Origin of the sequence: Schleiferia thermophila (assembly GCF_003337435.1) — a bacterium.
Classification (GTDB): Bacteria; Bacteroidota; Bacteroidia; order Flavobacteriales; family Schleiferiaceae; genus Schleiferia; species Schleiferia thermophila.
Window position 1 is genome coordinate 396377 of the sequence record NZ_QPJS01000001.1, and the last position, 13428, is coordinate 409804.

Below are 13428 nucleotides of genomic sequence, written 5' to 3' on the forward strand. Positions count from 1 at the left end.
GTGCGACCGTCAAATGCACTTAAAGTAGTCAAAAGGTTCAAGGCAATCCAGACAACGATACAATGCTTTGCAGGCTGTAGAGCCAAACTGGGAGACCATTTCTGTGTGTAAGGATTTGCAATGCGGACATCTCACTGCCGATTGTTTTCCGAAGAGCACACGCTTATCGGGGGTACCCTTTGAGGGTGGAGCTATGCCATATGCTTCGAGTTTGGCACGGGCTTCATCGGTCATCCAATCCGTTGTCCAGGGCGGTGACAGTTTTTCTTTAATCACTACTTTTTTGTATCCGTGAGCTGCGAGAGTTTTACTGATTTCTTTTTCGATGGCATGCATGGCCGGACATCCGGAGTAGGTAGGTGTGATGATTACTTCTACAGTGCCGTCATCCTTTAGGTCAATATCCCTTAGGATGCCCATGTCCTCAATGGTAAGCACCGGAATCTCCGGGTCAGTAACCTGGCTGAGCAGTTGTCTTATGTGTGTCTGGGTTGTCTGATTCATACGGCTACTTCTGCCTTAATGTGGGGATGAGGGTCATAACCTATAAGGGTGAAGTCTTCAAATCGGAAATCAAAAATGGTTTTTACTTCCGGATTCAATAACATTCTCGGGAGTGGTCTTGGTTCGCGGCTGAGCTGTAAATGAGCTTGGTCCAAGTGATTGAGGTAGAGGTGAGCATCGCCGAAGGTGTGTATAAACTCTCCGGGTTCCAGTTCCGTGACGTGTGCTACCATCATGGTGAGTAGGGCATAGGATGCAATGTTAAACGGCACCCCAAGAAAAACGTCGGCACTGCGCTGATAGAGCTGGCAGCTCAGTCTACCGTTTGCCACATAAAACTGAAAGAGGGTGTGGCAAGGGGGCAATTTCATGCGGTCAATGTCTGCGACGTTCCAGGCGCTCACAATGAGCCTTCGCGAATCTGGATTTTTTCGGATCTGGTCGATCAGATTGGAAATCTGATCAATTTTTCTACCATCGGCTGATGGCCAACTGCGCCATTGGTAGCCATACACTGGTCCAAGGTCGCCGTTTTCATCCGCCCATTCGTCCCATATGGTTACCTTATTTTCCCTCAAATAACGAATGTTGGTATCCCCTTTCAAAAACCACAGCAACTCATGTATGATCGATCGGACATGGAGTTTTTTGGTCGTGACCAGTGGAAACCCTTCCGAGAGGTCAAATCTCATTTGATATCCGAATATGCTAATTGTACCTGTGCCTGTCCTGTCGTGTTTGCGCACTCCTTTCTGTAGAATGGTGCGCATCAGCTCATGATATTGCTGCATTTTTAGCGTTTTGATTCTTGAGAGTATTATCGTATATCGAGGGTTAACTCGCCAAAGTGAACGAATTTGAAACCGGCAGTCTTCGTTCCAATGGTATCGATATGGGTAGTGCCTCTTGCCAGATGGACTTTTATTTTTTTCTTTTTGTTGAAAAAGAGAAATGTGGGTGGATAGTAATATTCCCCATCCCATTCGGCCAGAGTATCAACAAAAAAATGGTCAGCTCCCATGATATCAAATTCAGTGTATAAGAGTACAGGATTATTTGCTGGCAACATTGAATCAATTGGCCATATGATGGTAAAACCTTCTAATGTATCCACCTTTTGCTCTTGTGTAAGGCCTTCTACAGCAAAAAACATAGGCATGGGTGCATAAATTGGATAGAAAAAAGAAGGAAAATTTTGATCCGTAGATTCTAAGGACAGGATGCGCTGATGACCGGTAAGGCTGTCTGATTTGAGCAGGTTTCCGTAGTAGTGATTTAAGCGAAATGCCAAAGGCGTAGTATGCCACAACAACTCACCAATAAAGCGATTTTGAAAATTGTAAGCAAAAAAATCAGTGCTCAGCCTGCTGGGTTGATACAGATTGTCTGTTGCAGCTCGGTAGGTACTCATTTGCTCAAATCTGAAGTCCAATGTACGCGGCAGGTCAAAAAGACTATGAGCAATACTGGCGATGCCAGATGTAGGAGGTGTATTGGGCAGCTGCGGTCTTTCCTCGCGGCTGCATGACATCATTACAAACAGCGCTATGAATGGTGCAAAGAGTTTTTTCATTCTTTTAAAATTCCCTGAACAAATATACTTGTTGCCAACGGGCTTTTTTACTTTTTGGGAAGACTTCTGAATTTGCTGATCCCTTCTTCCATCCAAGCGAGGTAGGCTTCTATGTTCGTGTTGTATGCTTCGGGCTTGTTGAGCGGTGTGAGGTCCTCGTGCCCTATGATCACATAGTAGGGCTGGCTATTGGTGCCATAGTGCTTTGCCTGAAATTCAGCCCAATAATTTCCAATGTTTCTGATTTTCTGACCCAGAATTTCTGAGTAATACTGTTGGTCAACTGGCAGAGGTGTTCGTTCGTCTACATAGAGTGAAATGAGCACAAAATCGTTTTGCAATTTGGAAAGCACCCTTGGATCGCTCCAGACTTTTTCTTCCATCTTGCGACAGTTGACACATCCCCAGCCGGTAAAGTCCAGTAAAATTGGTTTATTAACTACTTTGGCATATGCCAATCCCTTGTCAAAATCATGAAAGCAATTCAATCCATGCGGGCAGCTCTCCGGATGCGCACCTTCGATGTACTCGGACACACTGTGTTGAGCTGTTGTACTCTTGCCTAAAGGAGCTTCGGTGTACCACATCGGTGGGGTGAGTCCGCTGATCAGCTTTAAAGGGGCCCCCCACAGACCCGGAATTAAATAAAGAGTAAACGACAGGGAGATAACTGCCAACATCAGCCTGCCTACTCCGATTTTTTCACTCTTGCTGTCGTGTGGCAAACGGTAGAAACCAAGCAGATAAATGGTCAGCAGTATGCCGATGGCTATCCAAATCAAGATGAAGTATTCTCTCAGCAAAATGCCAGACTGCCAAACCAAATCGGCAGTTGAGAGAAACTTGAAGGCCAGTGCAAGTTCGATAAAGCCGAGGACAACCTTTACACTGTTGAGCCAGCCCCCGGAGCGAGGCAGGGAATTGAGCCATCCGGGAAATGCTGCAAACAGAGTAAATGGAATGGCCAATGCCAGAGAAAATCCTGTCATCCCGATAAGAGGTCCTTTAATACCACCACTGAAGGCTTCAAAAAGCAATGTGCCAATGATAGGACCGGTGCAGCTAAAACTGACCAATGCCAGTGTAAAGGCCATGAAAAAAATGCCGATAACACCTCCTCGCTCGCTGGCACTATCCGCCTTATTTACCCAGGACGAGGGCAAAGTGATTTCAAACGCCCCGAAAAATGAAATGGCAAAAATGACCAGCAGTGCAAAAAACAAAAGATTGACGTATGGATTGGTGGAAAAGGCATTCATGGCCGCTGGCCCGGCTAAACGCGTGATGGTGTAAGTAACACCCACATACAACACCATAATGCTTAAGCCATAGATGAGCGCATTGCTGATACCTTGTGCCCGATTTTGGCTTTGCTTCGTAAAATAGCTTACCGTAAGGGGAATCATAGGAAATACACACGGGGTCAGCAGAGCCGCCAATCCTCCTAAAAAACTAAAAATAAACAATCCGGTAAATGAAGATTTTTCCCCCTCTGAAGTAGTGAGCTGAGCTGTTGTGACTTCTTCCGAAACAGCTTCATCAGGAGCCATTGCCATTTCATCATCGGCTGAGGTGGTTTCTTCCAGAACTTCTTCAGAGGCTTGAGTATCCCTAGATGCTGCATAGTTGATGGGGTCCTTCTCAACAGGAAGCTGAGTTTCTTCTTTGGGTTGTGGAGGGACAATCTGAAATTCAAAATCCACAGCAGTGGGTGGCAGGCAGGTCTCATCGTTGCAAACCATGTACTCCAGATATCCTTTTGCTACAAATGGCTTGCTGCTGAGCATCCGTATCCTTTGTCTGAATTCTGCAGACTTACCGAAATATTTGACTACCATGTTAAAATTGGGGTCAAATTCTTCTTTTGCCACGCCTTCTTTGACCTTACCGACCAGTTTGTAATCAGCACTTTCTTCAAAATTAAACGAAGTAGGAATGGGGCCACTGCCCACCGGTAGAGTTGAAGAATACAAATGCCAATCACCTTCTATACGGGCTGTAAAGACCAATTCAGCTTCATTATTTTCTAAATAATTAATTTTGAATCTCCAGCTGACCGGTGATTTGAAAGCCTGAGCTTGTCCGGCCAGCATCAAGAACAAAAAAACCGCTGTGTTTAAAAATTTCATTTGGCTGGGGTTTCACACGTAAGAAAGCTGCAAAATAAATAACATTTACCCCTTTTCAAAAGAACCTGACACACCTTTTGGAATCTTCCCTACAGTTGACAATCCGCAATCCGGTTAATACCCGAATAGACGTACTTTTGCTTTGCATAAAAAAATCCCGAATGAGTTTAAAAATCAACAATCCATGGCATTCAGTTGAAAATCAGGCTGATTTCATTCAATCAACCGTCAATGCCATCATCGAAATACCAAAAGGCTCCAGAGCCAAGTATGAGCTCGATAAGGAAACCGGCCTTCTCACCCTTGACCGTGTGCTCTACTCCTCGGTATATTATCCGGCCAATTACGGCTTTGTCCCCCAGACCTTTTGCGACGACAATGACCCGCTCGACATTCTGGTGATTTCACAGGTAGATACCGTCCCGCTATGCATCGTACAGGCACGAGTGATAGGCGTCATGCGAATGCTCGACCAGGGAGAAGCCGATGACAAACTCATTGCAGTAGCCGCTGGGGATCCATCCGTCAGTCATATTACAAGTATCACGGAATTGCCCCCGCATATGATTGCCGAGCTCAGAGCCTTCTTCGAAGACTACAAAAAGCTGGAGCATAAAGAAGTAAAAGTAGAAGAGTTTCTCGATGTCAATATTGCTCTTCAAATTCTCAAAGATGCCATTGACCTGTACGACCGCACATTTGATTAAACTTCACTACTACAATTGCCCTGATGAACAGTAAAAACCTTAACCCCAATGTATCCGTTGACTGCGTTGTTTTCGGTTTTGACAACGAAAAGCTCAACATCCTCCTTATAGAGCAAAAACCGATTAATCCCTCCATTAAGCCTCAAAGTGCACTTCCTGGCGATCTGGTGCTTGAAGAAGAGAGCCTGGACGATGCTGCCTGCCGTGTATTGCATGAGCTTACCGGCCTTACTGGAATCTACCTAAGGCAGTTTAAAACCTTTGGCGATCCCAATCGAGTTCGCGATGTCAAAGACCTTGCCTGGCTACAGACCTACCGCGAGTATCCCCAGGCACGGGTTATAACCATTGCTTACTATGCCTTGGTTAAAATGAATGACTTTTCCCCTGAAGCCAGCTCTTTTGCCGATCGCGTTTATTGGTGCGATATTCATAATATTCCACCCTTGGCTTTCGACCACAATCTGATAGCAGCTGAAGGTCTTCTTACGCTTCGCCGTGAGTTTGAAGCACACCGCATTGGATTTGAGCTCTTGCCCAAAAAATTCACACTCTCGCATCTTCAGCGTCTGTATGAAATAATCCTCGATCGAAAGTTTGACAAACGAAACTTTCGAAAAAAAATCCTACGCGAAAACATTCTCACCCCTTTGATGGAGAAGCAGCAAGGTGTCTATCACAAGCCTGCCCGTCTCTATCAGTTTAACCTTGAAGAGCTCCAGGAGCATACTGCCTTCAATGGCAATCCCATCGCTATTTGACCATTTGTCCATACAATCCAGCTCGTCCTATGAACCACCTGGCTGTAATCACCGGCACGCATCGAGGCCTTGGTCATGCTTTGGCCAAACATATGCTCAGCACCGGCCGTTATATGGTTTGGGGCATTTCCAGGTATAATGAGATAGAACATCCCAATTTCCATTTCCATCAGACCGATCTGTCTTCTTCAGATGCTGTCGACAGTTTACCTGATATACCTACTCACTTTCACAGCTATACCCTTATCCACAATGCCGGCATCCTTCAACCCATAGCCCCTGCTCACCGGATACAACCTACCGAATTACAGCGTATATATCAGATCAATATTCTTTCAGCACATTTATTGAGCGCCTGGTTTATACGGCAGACACTACCGGTCACTGCCTCCAAACACATCCTGCACATCAGCTCAGGCGCCGGACGGTACCCGGTCACGCATTGGAGCGCCTATTGTGCCACCAAGGCTGCCCTTGATATGCTCAGTCAGTGTCTTGCACTTGAATATCCACAGTACAGGGTCTATGCACTTGCTCCCGGCATGGTCGATACCGATATGCAATCCTTTATTCGCAGTCATACACCAGATACCTTTCCGGAGGTCCAACGCTTCAAATCTGCAAAGGAGCTCAATCAACTACTTGATCCCTTAATGGTTTCAAATAAAATCATACATTTGATTGAAAATTCAACTACCAGTTTACCCGTCAAAATCTCCATCAAAGACCTCTAAACCAACATCTGCCATGAAAAATCACTATATTCCCATCCTCCTCACCGCACTGATGCTCGCGGGCGCCTGCCGTAAGCGGGTTGAATACATTTACATGGACCCTCCTACACCCCCGCGTGCATTGGCCGATCGGCTACCCGGTGATTGGACTCCGTCCTTTGTCACTTATTCCGCACAGATTGATCTCGGTCAGCAAGGGCTGCCCCCCATCAATGTTTCAGGCATTACCGAAAACCCCAATGGACGACTCACTGTGCAAAAAGACCCTAACACCCTCACCATCCAACTGCAGTTTACAGCTTCCATAGACCTGGGGCTGGGATTTCCCGTCCCATTGCCGGTCAACATCAACTTGACAGGCACTTATGATATCTCAACCGACGAAAAACAAATACTACTTACCCAGACCAATGGTGAAAAACTCACTCTCAAAGTCTTGACCAACGAGCACAACGTGCAAGTCTGGAGAACCACTTATCCTTTTCAAACTCCCTTACTCGGGACGCTGCCAATTGACATGATCATTACCTTCGTGAAGAATCAGGCCAAATAAGACCATTTTCCCCGCAGGGACTTATTACAGGGTAGTTTGGGAATTGGCAGTTTGCTGGTGCAAGGGAACGGACGTGAGGCAAGAGAGCAATATTACAGAAAAGGTGTTTTGACTACACGGGCTCTGAGATGCCTGCCCCGGATATCGATGAAAATTTCAGTGCCTGGGGCAGAATGGCTAATGGGAACATAACCCAGACCGATGGCTTTACCGAGGGTAGGTGATTGAGTTCCAGAGGTGACGTGACCTATGGAATGCCCTTCCGCGTCGTGGATGGAATAGTGCTGTCGGGGTATTCCCCGGTCTATCATTTCGAAGCCTACCAGACGTCGAGAAGGTCCCTTTTCTTTTATTTGTCTGATGATTTCGGATGCAGTGAAGGTTTTGGTAAATTTGGTAATCCAGCCAAGGCCGGCTTCAATGGGATTGGTAGTATCGTCAATGTCATTGCCGTAGAGGCAGAAGGCTTTTTCGAGTCGAAGAGTGTCGCGAGCACCTAATCCGCAGGGTTTGATTCCATAGGCTTGGCCTGCCTCCAGGACGGCCCGCCAGAGGTGTTCTGCGGCTTGATTGGGCACGTAAAGTTCGAAACCACCAGCACCCGTATAACCGGTGGCGGATATGATGACATCGTCCACATCAGCCATTCGGCCTTTTACAAACGTGTAGTAACCCATGGTGCCAAGCTGCACATCGGTGAGGGTTTGAAGAGCTTCTGTTGCCTTGGGGCCCTGAACCGCAAGCAATGATGTCTGATCTGAAACATCGGTAAGCTGTGCATCGTAAATGTTTCTGGATTGAATCCAGAGGAAGTCTTTTTCAATATTAGAAGCGTTTACAACGAGCATGTAAGAATTTTCTGCAAGCATGTACACAAGCAGATCGTCGACGATACCGCCCTGGTCGTTGGTCATGCAGCTGTACTGAACTTTTCCCGGGTATAGTTTGGATGCATCGTTAGTGGTGAGAGATTGTACAAGGTCCAGAGCTTCCGGTCCCTGTATGAGAAACTCGCCCATGTGAGAGACATCAAAAACTCCTACTGCCTGACGCACGGCGTGGTGCTCAGCGATGAGGCCTTCGTATTGTACCGGCATTTCAAACCCGGCAAAAGGAACCATTTTAGCTCCCAGGGAGCGGTGTATGTGAGTGAGGGCAGTTTGCTTCATGCAATGCTGAGTTTGGGGCAAAGCTAAGTGCCATTTGGCCTGCCAGGTCAGAAGTATGCTGAAAAAAAATTAAAGAAACAGGGCTTTCAGCGCAGTATGGTGAGGGTGCCGTATTCCTGTTTGCGATGTCGGCTGCCGTTGATTTCGTATTCGTAAATGATGCGATAGGGATATTGGCCCTGTGGCAACTTTTGGCCGCGGTAAGTTCCGTCCCATTCAAAATCGGCAGTATAGGTTTGAAAAACTACCTCACCCCAACGGTTGAAAATAATCATTTCAAAATACGTAATGTACTGGCTTATCGATACGCGAAATCGATCGTTACGGCGGTCGTCGTTGGGCGAAAAGGCATTCGGAACGAAAATCACCGGAAAACAGTCAAAACTGATCAAGATGCTGTCGGTATAGATGCATCCGAGATCATCGCGGACTATGACGGAGTAAAACCCTCTCTCGGATACAGTAATCGTACGGGTGGTGTCGCCAGTGTTCCAAAGGTAGGAGGCAAACAGTCCTGGATCGAGGGTAAGCGTCTGTCCGGGGCATAAGTTGGTATCCGGTGGAAGCAATTGACCGGAAGGAGGGGTAACCGTAATGATATACACAAGGATGCTGTCGCAACCTTGCTCTGAAAGGAGGTTGACGGTGTATATGCCGGTCTGAGATACGACCTGTCCATCTGGTAGGGTAAGCGTTTCGCCGGTGCAAAGAGAGCCGGTAAGTGTTTGGCTGTAGGTAGGGAAGACCTCAATCGTATCGTATGAGATGGAAACACAGCTTCCGACCGGTGAAACATAGAAATATTCAATAGGATGTTTGCCAACACCAGCTATCGAGGGGTCAAAAGTATTGCCTGTAACGCCAGGCCCTGAATAGGTCCCACCGGGTGGACTGGCCTGGTTAAAGGTAATGGATGGTGAATTGACGCACAAATCAGGGAAACCACTCCATGTGATGGAATCCTGCACGCCTTGATGCAATACCACGGTGTCGGTAGTCAGCAGACAGGAATTGCTCAGTACCTGAGCATAGTAGTTACCAGGCTGATTGGCTGGTAATACAGGTTGGTTGGCACCTGGTATGGTATTTCCGTTGAAATACCACGTAATGCTTCCGCTGGAATAATTGGCAATGGTAAGTGTATCCCAATCATCGGGGCACAGGGTATCTTTGGCAGACAAAAGCGATAGCTGACCGTCGGCCAAAACCTGCAGGGTATCGCAGTAGTGGATGGAAGAAAAAACAGGATTTTGCGATCGAATGCGAATCAGATATTGACCGCTACCGACCGTTATTGGAATCTGGCAGGTGATCGAACTTCCACCGGTGGAATAATTGGGAATCTGACCAATTAGGGTGGGGGAGGCGAAAGAAAAATTCTGATCGGAAAGTTCGGCAAAAACGGTGGTAGGAGCACCAAAACCACCTCCAATAAATGCAACTGTAAAAATTTCCTCCGGACAGAGGCTTGTCTTGCTCACAGCCCTTATTTCCAGGTGTAGAGGAGTGGCAAAGAACCGGGCCAGAGCACCTGAGCTAGGGCCTTGGGGTGAATTTTGAAACCCGAAAATACCTAACTGCGAACCTAAGGTAAAAGTCCGGCAGCTTAGGATTACCGTATTGTTGAGCCCGAAAGTGATAGAGGGTTGGTCATCGTTGCCTGTGCCGCCGTAGTAGCTGGCCCATGTACGTGTGCCATTTATTTCAAAACGACCAATTATGATGTCTTGAAGGCCGATTTGATTTGGAAATTGAGAACCGGGTGTGGCCAGATTGTTTGCCGACGTGGTACCTGCAAAGAATACATTGCCAGTAATATCAGTGGCCAGGTCCACCATGCTGGAGTTGTTTCCACCGTAATAGGTTCCCCAATGGCGGGTAGTTCCAGATGTATCAAATCGTACGAGAAACCCTGCACCACCGGGCGGAAGGGTCGGCGTGAAGCTTCCCGGGGTAGCAATGTTGTTTGGGCTGTTGGTGTTGCCGGCTATGTAAAGGTGTTGATTTCTTACAGCAATTCCAAACAGCTGGTCGGTACCGGTGCCTCCGTAATAACTGCTGAAAATACGCGCACCATTGGTGGTGAATTTTGCAAAAAATCCAGCCTGAGTGCCTGGTAAAGTGGTTTGATAAGCTCCAGTGGAGGCAATATTGGCCGTAGAGTTGGTACTGCCGCAGAAGTAAAAGCAATCGTTGGAATCAAAAGTAATTTTGCCGGAGGTTTCGGCCTGAGTACCTCCGAAATAGGAGGCGCTTAATCGTGTTCCAGAAGAGTCGAAAATAGCAAAAAAGGCGTCTTGCTGGCCAGCAAGTGTGGGCTGATGACTGCCGGGTGTGGAGATGTTGTTATTTGAATTGGTGGTGCCGTACAATACGACTCTGGTTCCGGTATAATTAACTGCAACGGAGGCACTTTGCTCTATTTGCATGCCTCCATAATAAGTAGCCCAAAGCCTCTGTCCGTTTTCATTGAATTTTACAAGGAAAAGATCTGATTGGCCCCCGATGGCCGGTTGATGACTACCTGCTGTAGCAATTTGGTTGTTTGACGTGGTCTGACCTGCTACATAGATGTTGTTGATGGGATCCGCAGCTACACCTGTGGTGAAATCGAGAATGGTTCCACCGTAATAGGTAGCCCAAAGCCGGCGGCCACAGCGGTCAAATTTGACTATTATGGCATCAGTACCTCCGCCTGGCTGAGGCTGGTGGCTCCCAGGGGTGGAAAGATTTGCAGAAAATATTGAGGAAACGGAGCCAACGGCAATAATGTTTCGGGAAGAGTCAATGGTATTGGCCAATAGGCCATCCGAACCTTGCCCTGTGTAGTATGTGCTCCATACAATTTGTGGATCAATGATAAAAGGTCGATCGAGGCGGGAAAATAAATCAGCAGCGGGTCGAAAGTCAAACGTCAGTGATTGCCCCTTTTTACTAAATCTTCCGGCCATTTTACTGCCATCTGGCAAGACGATATAGGGGATTTCATCTGTAAAAGATATTCGAGATGATTTGGCTTTATAGCTTCCTTCCGGAGTAAGTTCAACGGACAGATCACTGCTGAATTCCATTTGTATTGCTGAGAGATCAGCGCCAGGTTGCGCAATAAACTCATACCTTAGACCGCTTTGGCCCGGCACCATCTCCAGGTCGATACCAGCATACAGATTGCAGACCCGGAGTTTGCGTACGCTGTAAATGGGTCGGCCATCGTCGTGAACGGTATAATGTCGTTCAAAATAGGATCCCTGGCCCACTTCTTCCAGTTTTGAGCCCTGAAGGGCTCCCTTGAACTTCAAAGATGAGACAGCTAAAGAAGTAGCTTGACTGTCAGCGGCATAGTACCACCTCCACTCTGTGGAAGATATTTCCATCAATGCTCCTGCATGCCGGATGTAGTATACTGGAGTCGGTCTTTTGATTCCAGAGTTGTATTGCCCTTCGTCGCGCATAATGTGGATATCCGCATCTGACAAGATTTCGGCGGACTGACCGCTTGACAGAAACATACTCAGAGCAGTGGCAATACAAGCAAATATCCGACGCGCTCTTACCTCCATTGCGGATCAATTGATATGAACAAAAGTACTTTCTTTAGCAGCCCCGGATGCCGATTTTGTATCCTGACGGCCCTCAATTGAAAAAAAATCGCTGAAATGCACGCCGAGGATGGTTTTTTTATTTTTTTAATTGAAAAAAATCGTCTTTCCGGGCAATCAGCTGCTCGGTCTGTACTTCTATCTGATCGCCCGAATGCATGTTTTTAAGCAGGACTGTGTGTTTTTTTGCTTCATTCTCTCCGATGATTACGGCAAATGGAATGGAGGTTTTGTGAGCGTAAGCCAGTGACTTTTTGAGCCGGGCACCACCCGGATACAATTCAGTGCTGACGCCTGCATTGCGCAGTTGGGTGGCTATTTTTGCGGCATCGGGCATTTGGTCCTCACTGAGAGCTGTCACTAAAACTGTGGATTTCAGGGGAAGCTGCCCATCAAAAAGTCCCAATTCCTCCATGGCAATCAGGATCCTGTCAAGTCCGAACGAGATGCCCACACCCGGTATACCATCTACACCGAATATTCCCGTCAGATCATTGTAGCGGCCCCCTCCACCTACGGAGCCTACTTCTACCCCCTGGACCACAACTTCGAAAACGGTACCCGTATAATAATCGAGTCCCCGCGCAAGGGTCGGATCAAATCTGACCGGTGCAGCAGCAGATATTGACCGAAGGTGCTTCAGAATAAATTCAAGTTCCTGAATGCCCTCTTCATCCCTTGCTAGTGCTTCGCGCACTTGCTCCAGGTTTGGATTTTCATCAAAGATCCACCTGCTCAGAGCATCTATCCCCTCGGGGCTAAAGCCTGCATTCAACCATTCCTTAATGACTTCCTCTTTTCCGATTTTATCCAATTTGTCGAGGATGATGACGAAGGTGGCAAACCGCTCGCCTGCGCCGGCTTTTGCAGCTAAGGCATTGAGCAGTTTTCTGTTGTTGATCCGGATGGTGACGGGTATGTTGAGCTTTTGAAATACTTCTGTGTAGATGAGCAGCAATTCTACTTCCTGCCAAAGTGAACTGCTGCCGACAACATCAGCATCGCATTGATAAAATTCGCGAAATCTGCCTTTTTGAGGGCGGTCGGCTCTCCAGACAGGTTGAATCTGATATCTCTTGAAAGGCAGAGCAAGAGAATACATGTTCATGGCCACATAGCGTGCAAAGGGTACCGTGAGGTCATATCGCAGCGCTTTTTCGCAAATAAGTGCCGCCAATGCGGAACTTTCCGCCTGATTCCAGGTCTGTGGGTCGACTTCTTTTTTAAAATCGCCGGAGTTGAGAATTCTGAAAATCAGCCTGTCACCCTCTTCTCCGTATTTACCCGTCAGGGTATCGAGTCTTTCCATGGCGGGCGTTTCCAGAGGCTGAAAGGCGTATTTCTCAAAGACGTCCTTTATGGTGTGGATGATCAGGTTTCTTTTGTGCATCATTTCAGGGCCGTAGTCGCGCGTGCCCTGTACCAGCGTAGGCTTTATCTTATTCATTGTTTAAAATTTCTGCCCGGTATCCTTTGCTTTCCAGAATTTTTATCGCCTTATCCGGCGATTCGGGATTTTTAACGGTTAGGATTTTTGGATTCGATGAGAGATCTACTTCCCAGTTTTCTTCTCCGAAAGCTTCATTGAGCTGTTTTGCCACATTGTCCACGCATCCCTGGCATTTGAGTGTGGTGGAATATTTAACCTTCATTTTGTACGTATTGTGTTTAAAAACTCAGCAGCAAAATTCAGATAAAA

At 47.1% G+C, this 13428-nt stretch carries 12 protein-coding genes; 4 read left to right on the forward strand and 8 right to left on the reverse strand.

Going from position 1 to position 13428, the window contains the following annotated elements; genetic code table 11:
• Nucleotides 1–9: 9 nt before the first annotated feature.
• From paaD to DES35_RS01735, 4 genes are read right to left on the reverse strand one after another with little or no spacing between them, the layout of a single operon-like run.
• Nucleotides 10–504: a 1,2-phenylacetyl-CoA epoxidase subunit PaaD gene (gene paaD, locus DES35_RS01720; protein WP_114365620.1), complete on the reverse strand. Its 495-nt coding sequence runs from the start codon at nt 502–504 to the stop codon at nt 10–12.
• Nucleotides 501–1295, reverse strand: a complete 795-nt coding sequence (locus DES35_RS01725; protein ID WP_037358042.1) for a thymidylate synthase — start codon at nt 1293–1295, stop codon at nt 501–503. The genes paaD and DES35_RS01725 overlap by 4 nt, the downstream gene beginning before the upstream one ends.
• A gap of 26 nt (nt 1296–1321) precedes the next feature.
• Nucleotides 1322–2077 carry a hypothetical protein gene (locus DES35_RS01730; RefSeq protein WP_114365621.1) on the reverse strand — a complete coding sequence of 252 codons (756 nt, stop codon included), beginning with the start codon at nt 2075–2077 and terminating at the stop codon, nt 1322–1324.
• Between the two features lie 47 nt (nt 2078–2124).
• Nucleotides 2125–4206 carry a protein-disulfide reductase DsbD family protein gene (locus DES35_RS01735; protein WP_114365622.1) on the reverse strand — a complete coding sequence of 694 codons (2082 nt, stop codon included), beginning with the start codon at nt 4204–4206 and terminating at the stop codon, nt 2125–2127.
• A 161-nt stretch (nt 4207–4367) separates the two neighbouring features.
• Here DES35_RS01735 and DES35_RS01740 point away from each other — a divergent pair, with 161 nt between their 5' ends.
• From DES35_RS01740 to DES35_RS01755, 4 genes are read left to right on the forward strand one after another with little or no spacing between them, the layout of a single operon-like run.
• A complete protein-coding gene (locus DES35_RS01740) occupies nt 4368–4913 on the forward strand; it encodes an inorganic diphosphatase (RefSeq protein ID WP_037358049.1) in 546 nt (181 codons plus the stop codon).
• A gap of 23 nt (nt 4914–4936) precedes the next feature.
• Complete coding sequence (locus DES35_RS01745; protein ID WP_051889263.1) at nt 4937–5674, forward strand: NUDIX hydrolase; 738 nt, start codon at nt 4937–4939, stop codon at nt 5672–5674.
• 29 nt (nt 5675–5703) lie between these two features.
• A complete protein-coding gene (locus DES35_RS01750; protein ID WP_037358051.1) occupies nt 5704–6408 on the forward strand; it encodes an SDR family NAD(P)-dependent oxidoreductase in 705 nt (234 codons plus the stop codon).
• A gap of 13 nt (nt 6409–6421) precedes the next feature.
• On the forward strand, nt 6422–6961 hold the full coding sequence (locus DES35_RS01755) for a hypothetical protein (RefSeq protein WP_114365623.1): 540 nt from the start codon (nt 6422–6424) through the stop codon (nt 6959–6961).
• Between the two features lie 92 nt (nt 6962–7053).
• On the opposite strand, the gene gcvT is transcribed toward DES35_RS01755, so the two are convergent.
• The 4 genes from gcvT to DES35_RS01775 form a co-directional block, all read right to left on the reverse strand.
• Complete coding sequence (gcvT, locus tag DES35_RS01760; protein WP_114365624.1) at nt 7054–8130, reverse strand: glycine cleavage system aminomethyltransferase GcvT; 1077 nt, start codon at nt 8128–8130, stop codon at nt 7054–7056.
• A gap of 86 nt (nt 8131–8216) precedes the next feature.
• The gene (locus DES35_RS01765) at nt 8217–11690 is read right to left on the reverse strand and encodes a DUF7948 domain-containing protein (RefSeq protein WP_114365625.1); all 3474 of its coding nucleotides are present in this window, start codon (nt 11688–11690) and stop codon (nt 8217–8219) included.
• A 118-nt stretch (nt 11691–11808) separates the two neighbouring features.
• Entirely contained in the window at nt 11809–13176 is a 1368-nt protein-coding gene (hisS, locus tag DES35_RS01770) for a histidine--tRNA ligase (RefSeq protein WP_114365626.1), read from the reverse strand.
• Complete coding sequence (locus tag DES35_RS01775; protein WP_114365627.1) at nt 13169–13381, reverse strand: heavy-metal-associated domain-containing protein; 213 nt, start codon at nt 13379–13381, stop codon at nt 13169–13171. Before DES35_RS01775 ends, hisS begins: the two co-directional genes overlap by 8 nt.
• Between the last annotated feature and the right edge of the window lie 47 nt (nt 13382–13428).